General features: G+C 50.4%; 21 protein-coding genes. All 21 read left to right on the top strand.

Features of this window, described 5'->3' with window-relative positions; genetic code table 11:
• The first annotated feature begins 1 nt into the window (after window position 1).
• A complete protein-coding gene (gene gspL / locus CWE22_RS05795; protein ID WP_169930400.1) occupies window positions 2-1222 on the top strand; it encodes a type II secretion system protein GspL in 1221 nt (406 codons plus the stop codon).
• Window positions 1223-1241: 19 nt separating this feature from the next.
• Entirely contained in the window at window positions 1242-1763 is a 522-nt protein-coding gene (gene gspM / locus CWE22_RS05790) for a type II secretion system protein GspM (RefSeq protein WP_169930399.1), read from the top strand.
• Window positions 1763-2551 (top strand): type II secretion system protein N, encoded by a 789-nt coding sequence (locus tag CWE22_RS05785; protein ID WP_169930398.1) that lies wholly within the window; start codon window positions 1763-1765, stop codon window positions 2549-2551. Before gspM ends, CWE22_RS05785 begins: the two co-directional genes overlap by 1 nt.
• Before the next feature lie 57 nt (window positions 2552-2608).
• Entirely contained in the window at window positions 2609-3436 is an 828-nt protein-coding gene (locus CWE22_RS05780; protein ID WP_169930397.1) for a mechanosensitive ion channel domain-containing protein, read from the top strand.
• Between the two features lie 85 nt (window positions 3437-3521).
• Window positions 3522-3884 (top strand): hypothetical protein, encoded by a 363-nt coding sequence (locus CWE22_RS12080; RefSeq protein WP_211618622.1) that lies wholly within the window; start codon window positions 3522-3524, stop codon window positions 3882-3884.
• Between the two features lie 70 nt (window positions 3885-3954).
• Complete coding sequence (locus tag CWE22_RS05770) at window positions 3955-4683, top strand: YjbF family lipoprotein (RefSeq protein ID WP_169930396.1); 729 nt, start codon at window positions 3955-3957, stop codon at window positions 4681-4683.
• Window positions 4683-5528, top strand: coding sequence for a capsule biosynthesis GfcC D2 domain-containing protein (locus CWE22_RS05765; RefSeq protein ID WP_169930395.1), 846 nt, complete (start codon window positions 4683-4685; stop codon window positions 5526-5528). Before CWE22_RS05770 ends, CWE22_RS05765 begins: the two co-directional genes overlap by 1 nt.
• Entirely contained in the window at window positions 5525-7675 is a 2151-nt protein-coding gene (locus CWE22_RS05760) for a YjbH domain-containing protein (protein WP_169930394.1), read from the top strand. The genes CWE22_RS05765 and CWE22_RS05760 overlap by 4 nt, the downstream gene beginning before the upstream one ends.
• 30 nt (window positions 7676-7705) lie before the next feature.
• A complete protein-coding gene (gene gspG, locus CWE22_RS05755; RefSeq protein ID WP_244595960.1) occupies window positions 7706-8101 on the top strand; it encodes a type II secretion system major pseudopilin GspG in 396 nt (131 codons plus the stop codon).
• 4 nt (window positions 8102-8105) lie between these two features.
• Window positions 8106-9785 (top strand): GspE/PulE family protein, encoded by a 1680-nt coding sequence (locus tag CWE22_RS05750; RefSeq protein WP_169930393.1) that lies wholly within the window; start codon window positions 8106-8108, stop codon window positions 9783-9785.
• Entirely contained in the window at window positions 9785-10984 is a 1200-nt protein-coding gene (locus CWE22_RS05745; RefSeq protein ID WP_169930392.1) for a type II secretion system F family protein, read from the top strand. Before CWE22_RS05750 ends, CWE22_RS05745 begins: the two co-directional genes overlap by 1 nt.
• Window positions 10981-11391 carry a type II secretion system protein gene (locus tag CWE22_RS05740; protein ID WP_169930391.1) on the top strand — a complete coding sequence of 137 codons (411 nt, stop codon included), beginning with the start codon at window positions 10981-10983 and terminating at the stop codon, window positions 11389-11391. Before CWE22_RS05745 ends, CWE22_RS05740 begins: the two co-directional genes overlap by 4 nt.
• Window positions 11381-11824 (top strand): type II secretion system protein, encoded by a 444-nt coding sequence (locus CWE22_RS05735; RefSeq protein ID WP_169930390.1) that lies wholly within the window; start codon window positions 11381-11383, stop codon window positions 11822-11824. Before CWE22_RS05740 ends, CWE22_RS05735 begins: the two co-directional genes overlap by 11 nt.
• On the top strand, window positions 11797-12504 hold the full coding sequence (locus CWE22_RS05730; RefSeq protein WP_169930389.1) for a PulJ/GspJ family protein: 708 nt from the start codon (window positions 11797-11799) through the stop codon (window positions 12502-12504). The genes CWE22_RS05735 and CWE22_RS05730 overlap by 28 nt, the downstream gene beginning before the upstream one ends.
• On the top strand, window positions 12494-13399 hold the full coding sequence (locus tag CWE22_RS05725; RefSeq protein WP_169930388.1) for a type II secretion system protein: 906 nt from the start codon (window positions 12494-12496) through the stop codon (window positions 13397-13399). The genes CWE22_RS05730 and CWE22_RS05725 overlap by 11 nt, the downstream gene beginning before the upstream one ends.
• Window positions 13383-14540 (top strand): hypothetical protein, encoded by a 1158-nt coding sequence (locus CWE22_RS05720; RefSeq protein ID WP_169930387.1) that lies wholly within the window; start codon window positions 13383-13385, stop codon window positions 14538-14540. The genes CWE22_RS05725 and CWE22_RS05720 overlap by 17 nt, the downstream gene beginning before the upstream one ends.
• Window positions 14537-15097: a hypothetical protein gene (locus tag CWE22_RS05715; protein ID WP_169930386.1), complete on the top strand. Its 561-nt coding sequence runs from the start codon at window positions 14537-14539 to the stop codon at window positions 15095-15097. Before CWE22_RS05720 ends, CWE22_RS05715 begins: the two co-directional genes overlap by 4 nt.
• Window positions 15087-15605, top strand: a complete 519-nt coding sequence (locus CWE22_RS12105) for a hypothetical protein (RefSeq protein WP_244595959.1) — start codon at window positions 15087-15089, stop codon at window positions 15603-15605. Before CWE22_RS05715 ends, CWE22_RS12105 begins: the two co-directional genes overlap by 11 nt.
• A 14-nt stretch (window positions 15606-15619) precedes the next feature.
• A complete protein-coding gene (locus CWE22_RS05705) occupies window positions 15620-17653 on the top strand; it encodes a secretin N-terminal domain-containing protein (protein WP_169930385.1) in 2034 nt (677 codons plus the stop codon).
• Between the two features lie 303 nt (window positions 17654-17956).
• Complete coding sequence (locus CWE22_RS05700; protein ID WP_169930384.1) at window positions 17957-19369, top strand: hypothetical protein; 1413 nt, start codon at window positions 17957-17959, stop codon at window positions 19367-19369.
• A 174-nt stretch (window positions 19370-19543) separates the two neighbouring features.
• Window positions 19544-20956 (top strand): hypothetical protein, encoded by a 1413-nt coding sequence (locus CWE22_RS05695; protein WP_169930383.1) that lies wholly within the window; start codon window positions 19544-19546, stop codon window positions 20954-20956.
• Window positions 20957-21050: the final 94 nt, after the last annotated feature.

Below are 21050 nucleotides of genomic sequence, written 5' to 3'. Positions count from 1 at the left end.
CATGGAAACGCTGTACATTCGGCTGCCCGCAAGCGCTGAGCAACCCGTGCATTGGCTGATTTGGAATAGCACCAGCAGCGAATTAATTGCCAGCGGTACGCTGCCACAGGCCAGTGATTTAGCGCAATTGACCGAGCGTGCGCGCAGTCGCGACGTAGCGGTGTTTGTAGCAGGGCAAGCGGTGAGTATGAAGCAGGCACCGCTACCGGCTGGTTCGCAGCGACTCTGGGCACAGCTTGTTCCTAACGCACTCGAAGATGAGTTCGCGACTGATATCGACAAGCTTCATTTTGCTTGGCCTGCCAATTTTAAAGTTGCCGGTAACGAAGCACCACTGCCGGTTGCCGTGGTTTCCGATACGGCTATGCAAAACTGGCTGGAGTGGTTGCAGGCTGCCGATATTGAAGCCGATCAGCTATACCCTGATTTTTACCTGTTGCCAGCGCCGCCAGCCAATACAGCGCATGCGTTGCAGCTCGGCCACGACGTTATTATTCGCAATGGTGAACAGTCGGGTTTTGCAGTCGAAGCAGAACTGCTCGACAGTCTTGGCCTCGATACTTTCGTGGATGCGGATTGCACCAAAATGGTGCATTTTGGCCCAGTACAAGTGACCAGTGACAAGTTAGAGGCAGCCGACATTGAAGTGCCGCTGAGTATCGTCGCCAGCGCTAACAGCGCAGCGCACAAGCACGCCATCAACTTGCGCCAGAACGACTACAAGGTCACGCGTAAACGTCGCAAGGTAAGCACTCACTTACCATGGCGCCCGTTTGCTATTGCCGCTACGGTATTCATTGCATTGGTGTATGTGCAGCAAGTCGCAACCTACATTCAGCTCGGGCAGCAGCAAGAACAAGTGCGTATCGCCATTGAACAAACTTATCGTGACGTCGTGCCGGGTGAAGGTCCAATTGTGAATGCCGAAGTGCAACTACGTCGCCAACTTGAGGCCGTAGTGGGAACGGCAGCAGTGAGCGGCAATGTGATGCAAGTACTGACTGATTTGCAGCCGGCGTTTCAAGCAGCAGGTGACATGCAACTCGAATTACTCCGCTTTGAGCGCGGTGAACTGCGGTTGCAAGCGCGTGCTGAGCGCTTTAATAGTTTTGAAGCGTTTCGTACCGCAGCACAGCAAGCTGGTGCGTATGACGTGGAGCAGGGCTCTATCAGTAATAACGATAGCGGTGTGAGTGGCACATTAACAGTGCGCGTCAGGTAGCAGGTAGGAGCAACAACAAATGACAGTATTTAACTCACTCAGCCAGCAGACCAAAGCACTGATTGACCCCTATTGGCAGAAAATGAATACCCGTGAGCGCACGCTAGTGAGCATCTTGGGTGGCCTCGCATTGATTGCCATTGTGTATGTGATTGCTTGGCTGCCAGTCGCCAACGGTATTGCAGAGCGTGAACTTCAATTACAGGCGCAACAGCAGGTCCTTGCGAAAGTCCGCGAGCAGGCCGGATTGCTGAAAGCTGCCCGTGACAGTGGCAGCGCTGCTATGACCACCAATCAAGCCAGTGGTAGTTTGACCCAACGGGTGACTCGCTTGGCTGATCAAAGCAATATTAGCGTCACTCGCATGCAGCCGGGACAAGGCGGCTTGTTGGTGGTGATTGATGAAGCACCTTTCAATAACTTAGTGCAAATGCTTAATGCCCTACAAGGGCAAGGTGGCATGGTTATTGAAGCATTGGATGTCGCCGAAGGCAGTGCGCCTGGTTTGGTGCGCGTCCGTAAACTTCAGGTACGTGGCTAATGCGTTGGACTTGGTTACTGTGGCTGATCCCCGTCTACTTGATTGCGTTGGTCGTATTAGCGCCGGCGCGATTGATTGGCTGGACGCTCGCGCAAACACCTGCCGCTGAGCAAGTGAGCCTGCATGGCTTACAGGGCTCGTTATGGAGCGGAAGCGCAGCGAGTGTAGAAACTCGCCTCCCAACAGGAGCACCAATACAACTGCAACAAGTGAGTTGGCAGGTGAGTCCATGGGCACTGGTCACAGGCACGCTCGCAGTCGACTTTAACGTGCCGCAATTAACCAATTTAGTTTTCGGACAAGGTTCACTCAGTGCCACTAGCACGGGGTTGCAAGCCTTTAGTGCTAACCTGAGCGGCGACATTTTACGGGGTGCTCGGGCACTGAATGTGCCGATGTTGGTACCAACGGACGGTCGTTGGAACCTATCCATTCAAGATTACCAAATAGCCGACTGGCAGCAGCCTACGTGGTGCTCGGCTCTTGACGCTACCATTAATGGGAATGCAGTGCAGGTACAACTGGAGAATCGATGGCTCGATTTAGGTGACTTTGCCATGCAACTGCAATGCACCGATGCCGAGGCAATTGCCGTTACGATGCCGAGCTCCAATCGTTTAGGTCTCAGTTTCGAGGCGTTGGTGGAAGGCTCACGACAAATTCCACGTGGCCGCATTGATGGGTTCTTCCAACCCACTATCGAAACGCCTGCAGAGATTCAAGAAGTGCTGCCATTTATTGGGCAACCTGATGCAGCCGGGCGCTACGCATTTGGGTTTCGATTCTAAACCAGCTACACTTTATGACCGTATCATTAGTATAAACTTGATTTAATAGAGGGTTTTATGGACCAAATCATGACTTGGATCAGCGACAACCAATCAACGTTAATTGGTTACGCTGTACAAATTCTTGTCGGTATTGTCATTCTGGTGGTGGGTAAAATCGTCGCTAACAGTATGGCGAAGCTGATGGCTAAAGGAATGCACAAACGCGGTATGGACGGCGCCGTTATCTCGTTCCTCACCGCCATTATCAAAACCGTCATCTTTATTGCCGCGTTACTGATGGCGCTGTCCCAAGTAGGTGTACAAACGACCTCGTTTATCGCTATTTTAGGTGCTGCAGGCTTGGCCATTGGCTTGTCCTTGCAAGGTTCACTCTCGAATATCGCGTCTGGCGTGTTGATTATTATGTTCCGCCCATTCCGCGCGGGTGAGTATGTCGATGCCGGTGGCGTATCCGGTACTGTTGAAGAAGTGAATATCTTCCAGACCATCATGAAAACGCCAGACAATAAAGTGGTGTTTGTGCCTAATGCGCAAATTACCACGCAGCCCATCACAAACTACAATCGTGAAGATACGCGCCGTGTCGATTTACTGATTGGTGTTTCGTACGACGCTGACTTACACAAGTGTAAAGAAGTATTCCAGCAAGTACTGGCGAAAGAGTCACGTATTTTGCCAGAGCCAGCTCCAAATATTCAGGTTCATGCCCTAAACAACTCATCCGTTGATTTCATCGTGCGGCCGTGGGTTAAAGGAACAGATTATTGGGGCGTTTACTGGGATCTCATGCGAGAAATTAAGCTTGCGCTTGATCAAAATGACATCGGAATTCCGTATCCTCAAATGGATGTTCATTTACACAAAGTGGCTTCACAAGAATAAAACATCATGCTAATCTGGCAGCAATCATAGTTGGACAGGAGTCCGACTATCGATTGGCCAATCAAACACATAGAGGTGTATGAAAATGTTAAAACGTACTGCTTTAGCTGTTGCAATTAGCGTGGCGCTTACGCCAGCCGCTATTGCTATGCAAGGTAGTGGTGATGTCGCCCCTGATTCAGCCAACGGTTTTGGCGAAGTAACTCCGAAAGTAGTTATTGCGTCAGCAATCGCGGTTGCTGCGGGTGTCACGTTGTTGGATAGCAGCGACTCTGAGCCGCCGCCTCCACCACCGCCACCGCCACCACCACCGCCACCGCCACCGCCACCACCGCCGCCTCCGCCGCCGGTGACTGAGCCTCCAGTAACTGAACCACCAGTAACTGAGCCTCCGGTGACTACTCCACCAACAACGACTACGGTTACCACAACAACCGTTTCAAACTAAGTTGGTAGAGACTTTATAGATATGAAATACCGCAGGTGCGCACTGCGGTATTTTTTTAAGAGCGTGAGAAATGTTGAAGCTGAATCGAGTTATCCCGCTGGTCTTTCTGTCCAGTGCGCTCGCCCTGAGTGGCTGTAGTGTGCGGGTAAGCAACTTTATGGAAATGGCTGAAACAGCCTTTGCAGAACCAGAAGACTTTGTGTTCACTGAACGTGCACTCAACGACCTCACGTTTGCAACCATCTATCTGAAAACCGAAAGCTCACCACAAATCGCGGCTATCTTGAATCGGGTCAGTGGTGGTGATGTTCAGCCGCAACGCAATTGGGTCTCAGGTGCTCGCGAAGTCATCGTGACCCAGCAAGGGCGTATAGTGGCCTCGAGTGGTTTGAACGCATTTCCTCGTCATATTAGCAATACGCATGCGGATCCATTGCTCTGTTTCACGGAAAAAATGAAGGGACAGCAAGCGCTGACCGATTGTCCGATGCAATGGCAGCGTGAGGCAGAGTTTTTTGGCCATGGCACCTTGCAGGCTCAGCGGGTCTCGATCTCAAGTACTTTCTCCGTAGCCGACACAACGCAAACTTACACGCATCCGGATGGCACTGAGCTCGACGTGATTGAAGTGACTGAGAGTGGAACCTATGCGGAGAACACCCTGTTTGGTCCGCAGACCTTTACCAATACATTTTGGTTAGCGAATGGCCGTACTGTCAAATCCAAGCAATGGCTCTCTCAGCAGCATGGCTATGCGTCGTTGGCTGAGGTAAAACCCTACAGTGGGGACTTAAACTAATGCGCTTTTTATCGGCATTGCTGATTGCCACCTTCGTGGTGATTGCACCGCAATCGCACGCACAAGACCAGGCTCTGGTCACTATCACTGTCGGGCAGCAAACGTTTGCGTTTGATGCGCGCCCGCGGATGAGCCAAGTGTATCAAGTTGCCGACATTCCAGCGGGTACCTATTGGCCAGCAACACGACTCGTGAGTGCCACTAAGCAACAGCAAATTCGCACAGAACAGTCAGAGCTGGTCACTGACTTACTGAGCATGAGTGCCTATTACCGCGATTTTGGCGAGTATCAAGTAGCGGAGTCGATCCGGCAGTTGGCAGCGCAAGTGCGAACCTGGCCGCTGGTTGGTGCAGAGACTATCGGCGTGACGCTAGTTGAAGAGCGCTCGGATATGCAGCCCGGCTATTCCTATGAACGTCCAAGTTTCTATACGTCGGTGGCGGACACGTCTCGTGCCATCAAGCACAATCCTTTGCTACCAGCCGGTCAGTACCAATTCTTTTATCCACCGAGCTCCAATACCGCTATTCCATGGCGGGTAGTCGGTCTTACGCAATCTGGGAATGTTCAAGTTCAGCCGTATGACGCGAAATTATCCGTGCGCAGTGCGTTGCAGCAGCAACAAGCTTTTTCTCGCTATCCCCAGTTGGCGTCGGTTGCCTTAATTGACTTAACCGGACAAATTACCGATATCCCAGTTGCTTATTACAACAATACTAACCAAGTGGCGCCGTATGGAGCCATTATGTTGATTGAAATTCCCCAAGCTTGGCTGATTGACCGCTATCAGGGAATGAATGAACGGTTACGCGCATTGGTGCGCTATTGGAATCCTACTTCATGAAGTTTACGTCTTTAACCTGGCAGCGTTCTGCGCTTGCGACGGCCATTTTGTTAGGCATGAGTAGTGCTCAAGCCGACGAAATGACCACCACCCAAACTGCCTATGGTGGAGTTGGGCTATTGCAAATGCCGACCGCACGTATGGCGCCTTACGGCGAGTTCTCCGGTACCTATTACGATAGTGAAGAATACCGCCGCATGTCGGTGTCGATGCAGTTATTGCCTTGGTTAGAAGCGAATATCCGGTATGTGGATATCCGTCCCATTCTGTATAGCGCCGATCCAAACTTTAGTGGTGATCAAACCGGTAAAGACAAAGGTCTCGACGTTAAGATTAGGCTGCTCGAAGAAAGCTATTATTTACCGCAAGTGAGTTTAGGCTGGCGTGACTTAGCGGGAACCGGGGTTTTTGCGAGTGAATTCTTGGTCGCGAGCAAACGCTACGGCGACTTTGATTTTAGCTTAGGGCTCGGTTGGGGCTATATCGGCAGTGGTGACGACATCTCGAACCCATTTTGTGAGTTGCGGGATAGCTTTTGTACCCGTGACGACGAGTTCCTTGGCGGTGGCGGTAAATTTGAAATCGACAAATGGTTTCGTGGACCCGCTGCTTTGTTTGGCGGCGTGCAATACGACACACCAGTCGACGGACTCACCTTAAAAGCAGAGTATGACGGCAATGATTACAGCAATGAACGTTACTTAGGCAATCTACAAGCCGAGTCACGCTGGAATTATGGTGCCGAATATCAAGTATCGGACAATCTCGCAGTAAAGCTGAGTTATGAGCGCGGCAATACGTGGATGTTTGGCTTTACCCTCAGAACCAATTTCACGACTCTTGGGCAAGTCAAAGTGGACCGCAGTGTGCCTATGCGCGGCAGTGACAAAGCAGTTGAACCTGTCGCTGCGCTGAACGATGAAAAAGAACTCCAACGTCTAGCCCGCGAAATCAATCGCTACGGCGGATTGAATGTGCGTGAAATGCAGTTCTTTAAGCGCAATGCCGAGAGTGAGACCGAAGATACTGCGCGCATCTATGGTTATCAGTCGTATTATCGTGACAATTCGTTTGCCATTGAAAATATTACGCGTACGCTCACATCGGCTCTGCCTGAGTCGATTACGCAATACGAAATCGTGGAAAGCATCGATGATATGCAGATGGCAACCGATGTGGTGGATGTCAAAACCGCTTTGGATGCGATTGAGCGACGCGATATCAACACCACGTTTGCCGATGCCGTCACCCGGGTAGATACGCCACTCAGCGAGCGCGACAACCCTGGTGCCTACGAACGGGATATCCAAATTACTTGGCCCCGCGTCAGTGTGAAGCCATTCTTACGTCAGGCATTCGGTAATCCTGAGAATTTCTACATGTACCAGTTGGGTCTTGATGTTACAAGTGACTGGTGGATAGCCCCGAATACTTTTATTCACGGCACCGTCAGCGGTAATTTGATGACCAACTTTGACGAGTTTAATTTCCTCGTAGATGGCTTCCAATCGCCGTTACCCCGGGTACGCACTTACATTCGCGAGTACGTGACTTTCAGCGACATCTGGATGGAGCGCTTGCAGATCAGTCATCTGGACCAACCCGCCGATAATCTCTACACCGCCTACTACGCCGGTTATATGGAGCGCATGTTTGGTGGCGTTGGAACCGAATTACTGTACCGTGAACTGGATGCCAACTGGGCCGTTGGCGTTGATATGAATTGGGTGAAACAGCGTGACTATGAAAGTCATACTGGTTTTCTCGATTATGATGTCTTTACTGGCCATGTGACGGGTTACTGGCAACCGAACTTTATGCCAAACTCGTTGTTTAAAGTAGCAGCGGGGCAGTTCTTGGCGGGTGATCGCGGGTTGCAGATCAACTTTGAGCACAAGTTCCGCAGCGGCATGATTGTTGGCGCCTTTGCGTCGAAAACCAATGTGTCATCTGCAGACTACGGTGAGGGTAGCTTTACCAAAGGTTTCTACATTAGTATCCCCATCGACTTGTTACAGCTGCAACACAGTCGTAACCGCGGGGCTATTGGCTGGACACCGTTAACACGTGATGGTGGACAAATGCTGCAGCGCAGTATTCAATTGTTTAATTCTACCGACCGTCGTAGCCCGTACTACACTGATTAATTAAAAGATGGAAAGAAAGGACAGAGCAGCATGAAAATGATGAAGGCCAGCAAAGGATTTACGCTTATCGAGCTACTGATTGTGATGGTGATTGTGGGCTTGTTAGCATCTTTGGTGGCACCCCAAATGTTTGGCAAAGTGGACGATTCACGGATTAAAACCGCACAAACACAAATGCGGATGTTAGAAACGTCCATCAGTACGTATCGTTTGGATTTGGGCGCGTTTCCCGCAAACTTGGAGCTGCTTTTGAGTAGCGAGAATGAGCGGTGGCAGGGTCCCTATTTTCCAGAAGATATTCCGGTCGATCCATGGGGCAATGACTATGTGTACAAGATGCCCGGTGAAGAAGATCGCCCTTATACCCTGAAGTCACTTGGTCCTGATGGCCAAGAGGGTAACGACGACATTTATTTACGAAAGTGATCTTATGACTGATGTGAACGCGCTCTTCGTCGAACAATTTCGAGTCAATGCCGACGATGTGAACAAGGCTGTTCAGTTCCAAAGCCGCAATGGTGGCCAGTTGGAGCAAATTCTCGTGCGCATGGGTGCGTTGAGTTCGGAGTTCCTGCCGGATTATTACAGTCAGGTCTACCAACTTGAGCGTGTCAGTGATGAGACCATTGAGCAGTTGCTCGACGATGACGCGGCTTGGCAGGCGCTGCAAGAGCAGTTACCGACGCCATTGCGCGTGACGCTGCGGCAGCATCAGTTACTCCCCGTAGCCGTTGGTGAATCGCTGACCGTGATTTGCACCAATCCGACGACTCCAGCTATTTTGGAACTAGTCGCTAACCAGCAGCCGCAACTCAAACTATTGATAGCCAGTGACGAGCAATACGGACGGCTGCAAAATCGTTATGAGCAAGGCCAAGCGCCACGTGAAGCCAGTAGCAACTTGAGCGTGCTTGAGGAAGATCGCCTGCGCGAACTTGCTTCAGAAGCGCCCACTGTGAACTTACTCAATGCGCTAATCGCCAAAGCGCTGCGCCGCCGTGCGTCGGATATGCATATTGAACCGTGGAAGGGCAAAGGCCGCGTGCGCTATCGTATTGATGGTGTGCTGCATGAAGCTGACTTTATCCCGATGCATATGGTGCTGCCGATTGTCACGCGCTTGAAGCTGCTCTCGAACATGGATATTGCAGAAAAACGTCGGCCGCAAGATGGCAAAATTGAGCTGCGTATTGATGGCATGAATGTCGATGTGCGGGTATCCGCATTGCCGGTGGGCGAGGGTGAGAGCGTGGTGATGCGTTTCTTACTACAAGACAGTTTATCCTATGACGTGAAAGTTCTGGGTATTGAAGCGGATGTTGAACAAGCGTTATTGCATGACATTCAAGCTACATCCGGTGTGGTGTTGCTGACCGGTCCGACCGGTTCCGGTAAAACCACCAGCCTGTACTCGTTTTTATCGCGCCGCAATGACCCCGACGTCAAAATTATTACCATTGAAGATCCGGTTGAATATCAACTCGACGGCATCAACCAGGTGCAAGTACAAAGCGATATTGGCTTTACCTTCGCGAACGCGCTGCGTAGCGTGGTTCGGCAGGATCCTGATATCATCATGGTGGGTGAGATCCGTGATAATGAAACCGCCTCCATTGCGCTGCAGTCAGCCCTGACCGGTCACTTGGTATTCAGTACCTTGCACACCAATGACGCTGCCAGTGCCTACACGCGATTATTAGACTTAGGCGTTGAAGAGTTCTTGCTCGCCGCCGCGATTAAAGTGATTGTGGCGCAGCGATTAGCTCGGAAACTGTGTCCACATTGTAAAACTGCCGATCCAGATGCGACTGAACACTATCACAAGCTGAAGATGGAGTGGTTGGCTGATCGGTTCGACGTAAAGCCACAGTTTATGCAAGCCGTTGGCTGTGAGAAGTGCGCTCATACTGGCTACCAAGGTCGAGTCGCATTGATTGAGTATATGCGTTGTGATGATGACCTCACACAGTTACTCGGGAGCAGTGATTTCCTGCAAAAAGCCCGCGCGCTCAATCGCCAAAAAGGATTCCGCAACTTACTCGAAGATGGCATTTTAAAAGCCATGCGCGGTGAAACTACCATTCAAGAAGTTGTGCGGGTGGCCGGCTAATGCCTCAGTTTAAGTACACCGCGTACAATGCAACCGGGGTGCAACAACAAGGCACCATCGAGGCAATAGACCAACCCGCTGCTCAGCAAAAGCTGCAAGCTCAACAACTGCTGGTGGCGGATATCAAGCCGTTGCAACAAGATGCCATGACCACCTTGTTTGGTGAGCGCTCACTGAATCTCAAAGATGTCGAGTTTTTTACCTCCGAGCTGGCCTTGCTGTTGAACTCAGGTTTGAAGGTCGATAAGGGCCTCGAAATTCTTCTCAATAATGTCGAGAAGCCGGCTTTGCGCGATATGATCCGCAAAGTTCTGGGCGAGTTGAAGCAAGGACACAAGCTGTCCGATGCCCTCAGTCACTTCAAAGTGTTTAATTCGTTGTACTTAGGTTTAGTGCAAATTGCCGAAGAGACCGGTGAGCTGGGAAGTATTTTCACCAAGCTGTCCGACGAGCTGAAATATCAGATCGACTTAGGTGACAAAATTAAACAAGCGCTGGTGTATCCGGGTGTGATCATGACCGTGTGTATACTTGCCATCGTATTTATCTTTAATTTTGTGGTGCCGAATTTAGCCGCTATTTTCCAGAATCAGGAAGGGTTGCCGGGCTATACCCTTGGCTTATTAGCTGTCAGTGATTTCTTTATCAACTACCAGCTTTATTTGTTCTTGGGTCTGGTGATTGTCGGCGTTATTGCCTGGCGCGGACAGGAGCATCCCAGTGTCATCAAAGTGCGCACGTACTGCCGCGAGCGGCTGCCCATTATCAGCGGTGCAAATTTGCTGGTAGAGCGCATTCGTTTTAATTCAGCGCTGCATATTATGCTCGATTCCGGCGTGGCAATTGACCGCAGTCTTAAGCTAGCGCAGAAGACCCTTCGTACACTCTCACTGCGAGAAGAAGTAGCGCGTGCGACCGAAAACATCAATCGCGGCCAAGGATTAGCTGCGAGCCTCGGCGAAACTCGGCTTTATCCGCAGTTCTACGCTGCGTTACTCACTATTGGTGAAGAAAGTGGCGAGCTAGCGCGCGTATTTGGTGAGATTGCCGAGCGTTCTCGCCGCACCTTCTATAACTGGGTCACGCGCTTCACCAGTTTACTTGAACCCGCCATGATTCTATTTATGGGAGCTGTGGTCGGCAGCATCGTGGTGATCATGATGCTCAGTATCTCTGCCGTCACAGACGTCAACATATGATCCCCCGCTGGCGCGGTTTTACGCTGATTGAATTACTGGTGGTGTTGGCCATCGTCGGGGTTGCACTCAGCCTGATTGGTCCGGTTGGCATCAACCAATACGAACGTATGCAAGTGACCGAAGACCGCGAGAAGTTTTTGCGGCAACTGGATGCGATTGAATTCAACGCCTTCACCATGGACGCAGAAGTGGTGGTTGAACTGCAAGGCCAAGCACTGCGGGTGCTAGCCGGTGAACAAGTACTGCAAGCGCGCACATTTGAGCATCTGCGATTCCCCAATCAAGTTCTTACGCTAAATAGTCACGGCTATTGGTCTCCCAATGAAGTCCGTTGGGTTGAGGCTGACTCACCGCGTCGCCAACCACTGAATCCACCTGCTATTCAGGAGGCCTTTGATGCCGACTAAACAGCAAGGTTTCAGTTTAATCGAAGTGCTGATGGCGATGACTATCCTGTTTGCCGCGGTGACCACTGGGCTGGTAGCGTTTCAGAATAGTCAGCAGAGTTCGGCCAAAGCGGCTGAAGTAACGCATATTTTAACCCAGGTGGAAACGCTGCAATCAGCCATTCGCTTTCAATTGCAACAGCCGGTTGCTGAAAATGAGGAGCGTGTTACCGCAGGCGAGTTGCAGATGAACGGCGTGCAAGTGCAGTGGTCCGCCACACCTGTCAATGATTTACCGCCGCCTGCGCGCCTTACCGGCGAAGACATCAATGCAAATCCGTATCAACCACGCTATGAGCTCTTTGAAGTGCTGGTACAGTTGCGATTCGACAGTTCACAACGTGAGTTTATTTATGAGGAGCTGGTATGGGACACCAACGCAGTACCTCAATAAACCGTCAAAAGGGGTTTACGCTCGTCGAAACTCTGATCAGCCTCGTGCTGATCAGTTTGGTGATGCTCAGTGCTGCGCTGGCGTATCAATACTTCACGCAGAATTGGCAGCGTAACCAAAATAAGTTCGCTGAAGTGCGCGAGGATTATCGCACTTGGCAATTGGTACACAAGGTCACCCAAGCCGTCTATCCCAAAGTCGTATTGAGCGACGACGATATTCCTGGCTTCTATTTTCTCGGACGAGATGACGGTTTCACTGGTGTGGCCAGCATCAGTGTACAAGATCCGAATAGTAGCGCTGTATTTCGGATTTTTCGCGAACGGAATAATGAACAAGGTTTTCGCTTAGTCTATGAAGAGGCCCCATTGGGCAGTCAATCGTTAGAGCGTGCGTCGCAAACGCTCCCGTTTAATTTCCGGCGGGTTTTGCTGGAGAACGCTAGCGCTATTCAGTTTCGTTATCAGGGCTGGGAGAATCTGGCAGTACGCAGCATGGCAATCTCCGCCGAGGGTATGACCGACACCATTGCAGAGCCGCAATGGTTTGGCGAATATGATGGCATGCAACGTAGTCTACATCCGCTCGCCATTGAAATTAACGCCGCTGGCGTGGTGTGGTTTATTACCTTGCCGGATAGTGCTGTTGCCGAATTGTCGAGGTATACCGATGATGTCTAGTCGCAGCAAACAAAGGGGCATGGCGCTGTTTCAGGTGCTGCTGATTGTTGCCATCATGGCTATTTTATTGCTCATTATTGTCGCCAATTCAAATAGTGCGGTCAGTCAAACGCAGCGCCTGCAAGAACAAACTGAACAGCGTCTCGCGCTGTATTCCGCACAGAATTATATCGACCAACAATTACTGACGAGTAACTGGGGTATGGTCGATGAAACGAATGAGCAACGGGTGCTTCCCAAGCTGAACTTTTATGGCTATCCACTCGCTATTCCGCTGCCTGAACGAGCCAGTTATGCCGCCTTGGGCGATAGTGTGGAGTTACGCCTGCAGAACTTAGACAGTTTGCTTAGCATCAATAATCCCAGCAGTGAACTCGCTGAAGTACTTGAAATACGAGGCATCAGTAGCGCGAGAGCACAATTGTTGGTAACGAATCTACAAAACTTTTTGCAACGCGAGAATGGCATACACTTGCAGACCATTTGGGATTTGCAGCAAATACCCGAATGGACGCGCGCTGATATCGAGCTTATGAGTGATGTACTCACCGCTCGTGGTGGTATACCCAATTATGCGCATGCGCCGGATGCCTTGTTGCCCGTATTGCTCCGCTCTGGGCTAGCTGCTAGTATCTCGGCAATGCGTGCCAGTGGTACTTATGATCAGAGTCGCTACTCAAACTTAACCAACGAGTTCGGTGATGCGGTTGTCAGTTTATTTCCGGGGAGTGAACAACGCGTCACCATCAGCGATCCACTGAGCGGACTGACCTCGCAACGCGATATGAATTATGACACCTATGGCTTAACGCCATTAACGCGCTATTATGGAACCGTACAGCGACGCTTAGATACTGAGCGCTACAGTGACGAATGGAATGACAACGACAACTAAAACACCATCGACACCCACTTTGACCGGTCTGCAAACCTACCTCGCTAAACTAGCGTGGTGGGTAGACGCCCGTGGCAATCAGCGCAAGCTCACCGACACGACCGTGACCGCAGCGGATGCGCAGCGTCGCCTGCCCGTGTTAGTGGTCGCGCGTGATGGCTATCAAGAGCGCTGGGAACAGTTCTCGATTCGCTCTGAACGGGAACTGAAACGCGTGCTCGCACTGCGTGACGCTGAGCAACCGGTTCAGCACTATATTGGCAAGTTACAGAATGGCCAGCGCCAGGTTTTGACGGTGCGTTGGCACGAAGCCGTATTGGCAACTGTGCAGCAGGCGTGGATTGCATTTCCAGAGAGTCTGGTGTTAGCCGCAGGCATTGAAGCTGGACTGACTCAGATTCAACAAAGCGGAAGTAGCTATTTCTTACTCAAACAGAAAGGCGGACACTGGCAATCGTTGCCGGCGTCCGGATTGGTGGCAACACCAGACCGCGCGTTACTCGCCATGGGTGGCGCTGCGACAACACCACAACAAGTGCTCGATGCTGAGGCGTGGCGATTCGCCTTGTTACGCGGTCTGCAGAAAGTCGGGCTGAGCGCGTGGCAGCAAAGCTGGCAAAGTCAAAGCACCCAGACCGGTTCCGCGGCCAATTTTCCTTGGCGACCAACATTGTTTGGCGCTGGCGCTGTGGTGATTTTGTATGGCGTGCTCTCGACCGCTTATCTTGTGATTGCGACCGAGTCGGCACACAGTCATTTGGAAGCGATCGGTGCGGACCTGGATACAGCGCTTAATGCGCAAGCTACGGTCAATCAGGCCCAACAGCAATTGGCTGGACTTGCTGGACATCAAAGCAATATTGCGGCGGTGGACCAGTTTTGGCAAAGCATCGCCGATAGCCAGTCACTCAATGTATTAGTGAACTCAGCGGTCACAGATTACTCCAGTATCACATTGGCAGCTGAGGGCGTGGGTGCGACCAATGTTCTGACGGAGTTGTTGCAACGTGACTATGTACAGAGCGCTGATTTCACCGCGCCGGTACGATCGCAGCCCAATGGCCTTGAACGTTTCACCATCGAAATTCAATTACAGCCTGCTGGCGTAAACGAGTCAGTTGAGCAGGAGGCGCGGCCATGAGTGCATCCCAAGCGCGCTTGCTGTTAATTGCCGGAGTGCTCGCGGCTATCCAATTTATCGTGCTCCCGCTGGTCAACTATCAGGCTGAGCTACGTGATGAGTTAACGCTGATTCAACGCCAGGTGGTTCGGTCGGAAGCGCTGGTTGAGCAACTGCCCGTGTTAACTTTGCAAGCAGAGAAGCTCGAGGCCGCGGCGAAACGTGTTGCGAATGCGTTTCCGAATGCTAGCAATGCCACCGGGTTCCGCTTGGAAGTTCAGGACCAAATTCAGCGGCTGTTGCGCGAGCAGGGCAATCAGGTCACGTTATTCAGTTGGCTAGCACAGCCGCAAGCTGCAGGGAATGGTATGCAAGTGCAGCAGGCGCGTGTGAATGTCAGTGGAAACTTTAAAAGCCTCGCAGAGGGACAATTACAACTGGCGCAACAGGCTCCTTATATTCGTTTTATCGATGCTAGCTTGCGTCCGCAGAATCGTGATCCCGGTAATAACAAACAGGCTGAGCTGACGTTAATCATCGAAGTGGCTGGCCGCACGGGGGGGCGCAATGCTCAGTAAATCATTCGCTGGCATAACCGACCGCCGCGTGTTGGGTATCCTCATTATCATTGTATTGTTTTGTGTGGTGGACTTTGTACAGCGCGTGCAACCTGCAGTTGATACCGCTGCACTGACGCGTGAGGCTGCCATGCTGGAGACTACTCCTGCGCCGGTAGAGCACACCGTCAGTCCTCGGGTGCGTGACTGGTTGGCGAGTTTAAATACCACAGCGACCAGTTCCCCAGAAGTAGCTACCGAAACTGTCCAGCAAGAACTGCTCAGCGGTGGTACCAATATTGGTGAGAAGCGGGTACGTGTTCGTGCTATTCTCATCGCCAATACAACTCAACAACGCGTCGCACTGATTGAAACACAAGACCGCGAAAGACGTGACGTCGAATTTGTCGAACTTCGCCAAGGCGAAACACTGAGTGGTTATACGATTAGTGCAGTTCAGGTGGATGGGGTGGAATTCACCCCAAACACAGGCGGTGGCGCTGTAGTGCGCGTAAAAGTATTTGAATGAAGGTGATCATACGTATGAATAAGCTGCGAAGCGGAATGCTCTTGTTAGCCTTAGCGGGCATCACGAGCTGTGCTCAATTGCCTGATGAATATCCGGTGAATCCTGATCGGATGCGCTCAGATGCGCCGCAATATCAAGAAAATGAACAAGCGACAGAGGCTAATGAATTAGCTGAGCGGGGTTTTTCACGACTGGATACTCTGGGCTCAGATGCATCGACAATCACAAACGATGAAGACCCGTCACTGCAGTTTCCAACCAATGATAGCCACCAAGTGACTGCCAATGAACTCCCATTGCGTGCGTTGGTACAGTCGGTATTTGGCGAATCTCTGCAACGCAATTATGTGATTGCAGCGGGCGCAGATGTGAGCAAACCAGTGACCATGAATGTTTCTGAACCGGTGAGCTCGCGCCGCCTATTTAGTCTGACGCGCCAATTGTTGATCGATAACGGTATGAGCATTTCATATCGAGATGAAACTTTTTATATCTACCCAACGGATGCCGATGCCCGTGGCAATGTAGTCATTGGCTTGGGACGTCGTGTGCGTGATGTTCCTGAGACGGTCCAGAATATCCTGCAGGTCATTCCCGTGCGGTATGGCATCAAGACCAGTTTTGAGCGAACGTTAAAAGGGCTTACGAGCGCCCGAATTACCGCTGACTTTGAACAGAACGCGTTGTTTGTGCAGGGCAGCCGCAACGAAATTCTGCGTGTGATCGATTTGGTGAGCTTATTGGATGCGCCGTCAACTCGTGGTCGCTTCATTGGCTTGGCAGAACTAACCTTCATTACTGCTGAAGACTATATTGACCAATTAACCGAATTGATGACTGCCGAGGGAATCACCGCAGGCACAAATCCGCAGACCGGTGTCGCGTTGTTGATGGTCGGTATGGATCAAGCCGGCTCCGTGGCTCTCTTTGCCTCCGATGAAGAAGTGCTCAATCGCGCTCAGTACTGGACTAAAAAACTGGATGAGCCGAGCAAAGGAACAGACAAACGTTATTACATGTATCACCCACGGTATGCACGAGCATCGGACCTCGGTCGCAGTGTCGCTGCGTTGCTGACTGGTAACGCCGGCGGTGCTGGCGGGAATCAAGCTCGCGATACGCAGTCAGGCACAGCGGGGAATCGGACCGGTGCAGAAGGCTCGGGTGGTACTATTTCGGCAGGAAATGAAGAAGTGCGAATGACTGTCGATGAGCGTTCCAATACCTTGGTATTTTATTCGACGGGAACGGATTATCAGGCCATTCTGCCGGTGGTTAAGCGCCTGGATATTATGCCCAAGCAAATCTTACTGGATGCGACTATTGCTGAAGTCACCATGACTGACGAGTTCGCACAAGGTTTTGAATTTGCGATTCGTGACGGTAAGGTCGGTGCGTCGACGCTAGGTGCTTTGGGCGTGACTGAAATGGGCGGTTTGCGGCTCGATTGGGCAGACGGTCTGAAGTCAGCTATCGCACGATTATCGGCAAGCACGGGTCTAGTGAACGTGTTGTCGAATCCTACTTTAGTTGTACGCGATGGTGTCTCGGCATCGATTAATGTCGGGAATGATATTCCGACGGTTGGCGCCACCATTACCAATCCAAACTTTGAAAGCCAAACCACCAATGTAGTGTACAGAAAGACTGGTGTGACGCTTACCGTTACTCCGACTATCAATGCACAGGGTTTGGTCATACTGGAGATTGATCAAAATATTTCGAACCAATCGGATAGTGGCCCGTCTTTACAGGGCTCTCCGAGTGTTTTTGAACGTTCAATAAAGACTGAAGTCATTGCGCAAAGCGGACAAACTATCTTGCTCGGCGGGTTAATCTCCGAATCGTCATCAGACGGTAACACAAATGTGCCAGGCTTCTCTGACATTCCGCTTATTGGTGAGTTATTCAAAGGTAAAGACCGTAGCACCGAGAAAACGGAACTGGTAATCTTTATCACTCCGCGAATAATCGACAGTGTAGACCAGTGGTCAGAGATTCGTCGAACCATCGCGGATAGCTTGACAAGTATTAAACTTTCAGACTAATGTGGCGGCAAGCGTTACGAAACTGTGAACATTATACGGGGATCAGAATCGTTAATGCGGAACAACAAGTTGAATAACGTATCGCTTAAACTTAGTGGAAAACACCAGTTTGGGTGCGCTAAAAAACATATAAATGCGATTACTTGTTAAAATGTCAGTAATTCATTGAGATAGGTCATTGACTTATTTCTATGCATTACACATAATCGTTGTGACCGTTTTTGCGGTCGTTTTGTTAACTAAACAATAAAGAGAAAAAGGCACGAGGCCTGTAATCTCTATTTCATGAAATTGGAGAAGAACATGACAAACATGTTTAAGAAATCGCTGGTTGCTCTGGCTATCGCTAGTGCCAGCACTGGTGCGATGGCTGCAGACCTCGCAACCGGAACCGTTACTCGTAACGTGTCAACTGAGTACTTAGAAGTTGCACCTGCGGGTACTTTGACTTCTAACGCTGTGGTACTTGAGTTAGGCGCAGAATATGCGGTTAACGACGTAATCACTTTGACTTTCACTGGTGGCGACGCATTAGACGTTGACTCACTGCCTCCTTTCGTAACTGTAGCTGCTGCAGCTCCAGAGAAAGGTATCACAGTCGGTCTGATTTCTACTTCTGTAGCAGGCGGCACTACTAAAGCTAACTACCGTGTAACTGACGTTACTGGTGGTGCTACTGACACTACTACTGGTATCACTTTAGATTTCGGAACTTTAGATTTCGATTCAACTAAAGCTGCAAACGGTATCAACGTTGCATTCTCTGCTGTTACCAACACTGGTCTGAACTTAGACACAGCTGGTGGCGCATTGCGTAACGAAGACCTGTTCGCAATTGACGATCAGTTCGAAATCACTATCGATACAGCTCTTGACGAAGTAATCGACGTAGAAGACGAGCGTGAAACTTTCGTTGGCGCTTTGACTGCTGACTCTTTAGTGTTCACTTCAGCTGAAACTGCTGTATTTGACTTAGCTGCAGACGTTGACGGTGTTGACTACTCAGTAGCTGGTAACTTCAGCTGGGTAAAAGATACTGACGCAAACACTGCTGGTATCCAAGCAACTGCTGGTACTTTCACTGTGACTCCAACTGGCGCTGCAGTATGTTCAGCTCCAGTAGTAACAGCTACTGCATTAACCTTCAGCTGTGACGTTCTTGACCAGATCACTGTTGATATCGACACTGGTCCACAAGGTTCAGACGTAGTTCTTCCTGCTGGCACCTTCGGTGTTGACACGAACGTACAATACTCGTTCGTTGGCGGTACTGACTCAGACAAAGATCTGGATCGTGCAGCAGCTGGCGCGTGGACTCTGAATGGTTCTGAAACCTTCATTCCATACATGCCTTACAGCCGTGACAACATGAGCCACATCTCTCAGATCATCTACGTGACCAACAACGGTACACAGTCTGGTGAAATCTCTGTAGACGTGATCTCTGCTGACGGTACTACTACTAACTTGTCTAACGCTGACTTGGGCGGTGTTCTTGCAGCTCCAGGCGTAACTAAGTTAACTGGCGCAATCCAATCAGCATTGCTTGACAAAGGCTTGTTGACTGGCGGTTCTGCTACTAAGCAGTTCGCACTGAACGTAGTAGTTAACGACGCTAACGACGTAATCTCAGTCTACTCTGCATACAACGTAAACGGCTCTGACCGTGGTTGGGTACAGAACGACTCAGTAGTTGTTAACCGCGTTAAAAACTAAGATTGCCTTACGGCACAAAAACGCTCCTTCGGGAGCGTTTTTTTTTGCCTAATGTAAAAGTTTTCACTTATTTCATCGAATTTGTTGACATTATGAGCAGAATAGGACTACTTTTAATTGAACATTTTGTGAACAACAACAATGTCCAACAACTTCATGAAATCGGAGAAGAACATGAATAACGTTTTTAGAAAGTCGCTGGTCGCGCTGGCGATTATGGGTACGAGCGCTGGTGCAATGGCAGCTGACATTGCAACTGGAACCGTTACTCGTAATGTCTCAACTGAATACTTAGAAGTCGCTCCTGCTGGAGTTTTAACATCAAATAACGTGGTCCTCGAACTCGGTGCTGAGTACGCGGTCAATGACGTAATTACGCTTACTTTCAGTGGCAACGATGCGCTCGACGTAGCCTCACTGCCGCCATTTGTTACTGTAGCCGCGGCTCCACCTTTGAAGGGTATTACGGTTGGTCTTATTTCGACCAGCGTTACAGCCGGAACTACGCGCGCTAATTATCGGGTGACTGATATTACAGGTGGTGCTTCAGATACCACCACTGGTGTGTCACTCGACTTCGGCGCTCTTGATTTTGATTCAACTAAATCTGGTAACGGTATTAGCGTAACCTTCTCAGCGGTTACCAATACCAACCTTGCGCTGGATACCGGTGGCGGCGCGTTGCGTACGCAAGAGTTATTCGCGATTGAAGATCAGTTTGAAGTCACGGTCGACACCGCGCTTGACGCAGTAGTAGATGTGGAAGCTGAGCGTGAGTTCTTCACTGGGCCAGCAACAGCAGATTCATTAGTGTTTACTTCTGCTGAAACTGCGGTCTTTGATTTATTTGCTGATGTCGATGGCATCAACTACTCAATTGCTGGTAACTTCGCGTGGGTACAAGATACCGATGCCAACACTGCGGGTGTGCAGCCAACCGCGGGTACCTTTACGATTACTCCAACAGGTGCAGCAGTTTGTGGAGCACCGACTGTGACCGCAACAGCACTGAGCTTTAGCTGTGATGTGCTCGACCAAATCACTGTAGACATCGACACAGCTCCACAAGGTTCTGATGCAGTATTGCCTGCAACCACTTTCGGTATCGACGCGAACGTCGAATACTCAGTGGGCGCCAGTGCTTCTGATAAAGACCTTGACCGTGTAGCTGCGGGTGCGTGGACACTGAATGGTTCTGAAACCTTCATTCCATATATGCCATACAGCCGTGATGACATGTCGAACATTTCTCAGATTATCTATGTGACCAACTCAGGTTCACAATCTGGTGAAATCTCGATTGACGTAACGTCTGCTGACGGCACGGTAACAAACTTCACCAACGCAGATTTGGGTGGCATTCTGGCGGCACCAGGTGTGACCAAACTGACAGGCGCCATTGTTGATGCATTGGCTGCTGAAGGCTTATTGACTGGTGGTTCTGCTACCAAGCAATTCGCGCTCAACATTGTCGTAAACGATGCGAACGACGTCATTTCGGTGTACTCTGCATACAACGTAAATGGCAGCGACCGCGGTTGGGTCCAAAACGATTCAGTAGTAGTGAATCGCGTGAAGAACCCATAATCGACCGACAGTTGATAAAGAAAGAAAAAATGTTTGTCATTGTTCAAACGCTCCTTCGGGAGCGTTTTTTTTAGTGTTATCGCAAGCTTGTGAA

This window comes from Pseudidiomarina aestuarii, assembly GCF_003987355.1.
In the GTDB taxonomy this organism is placed as follows: Bacteria; Pseudomonadota; Gammaproteobacteria; order Enterobacterales; family Alteromonadaceae; genus Pseudidiomarina; species Pseudidiomarina aestuarii.
Note: the sequence above shows the minus strand (reverse complement) of the source record. Positions and strands in the feature narration are given on the sequence as shown.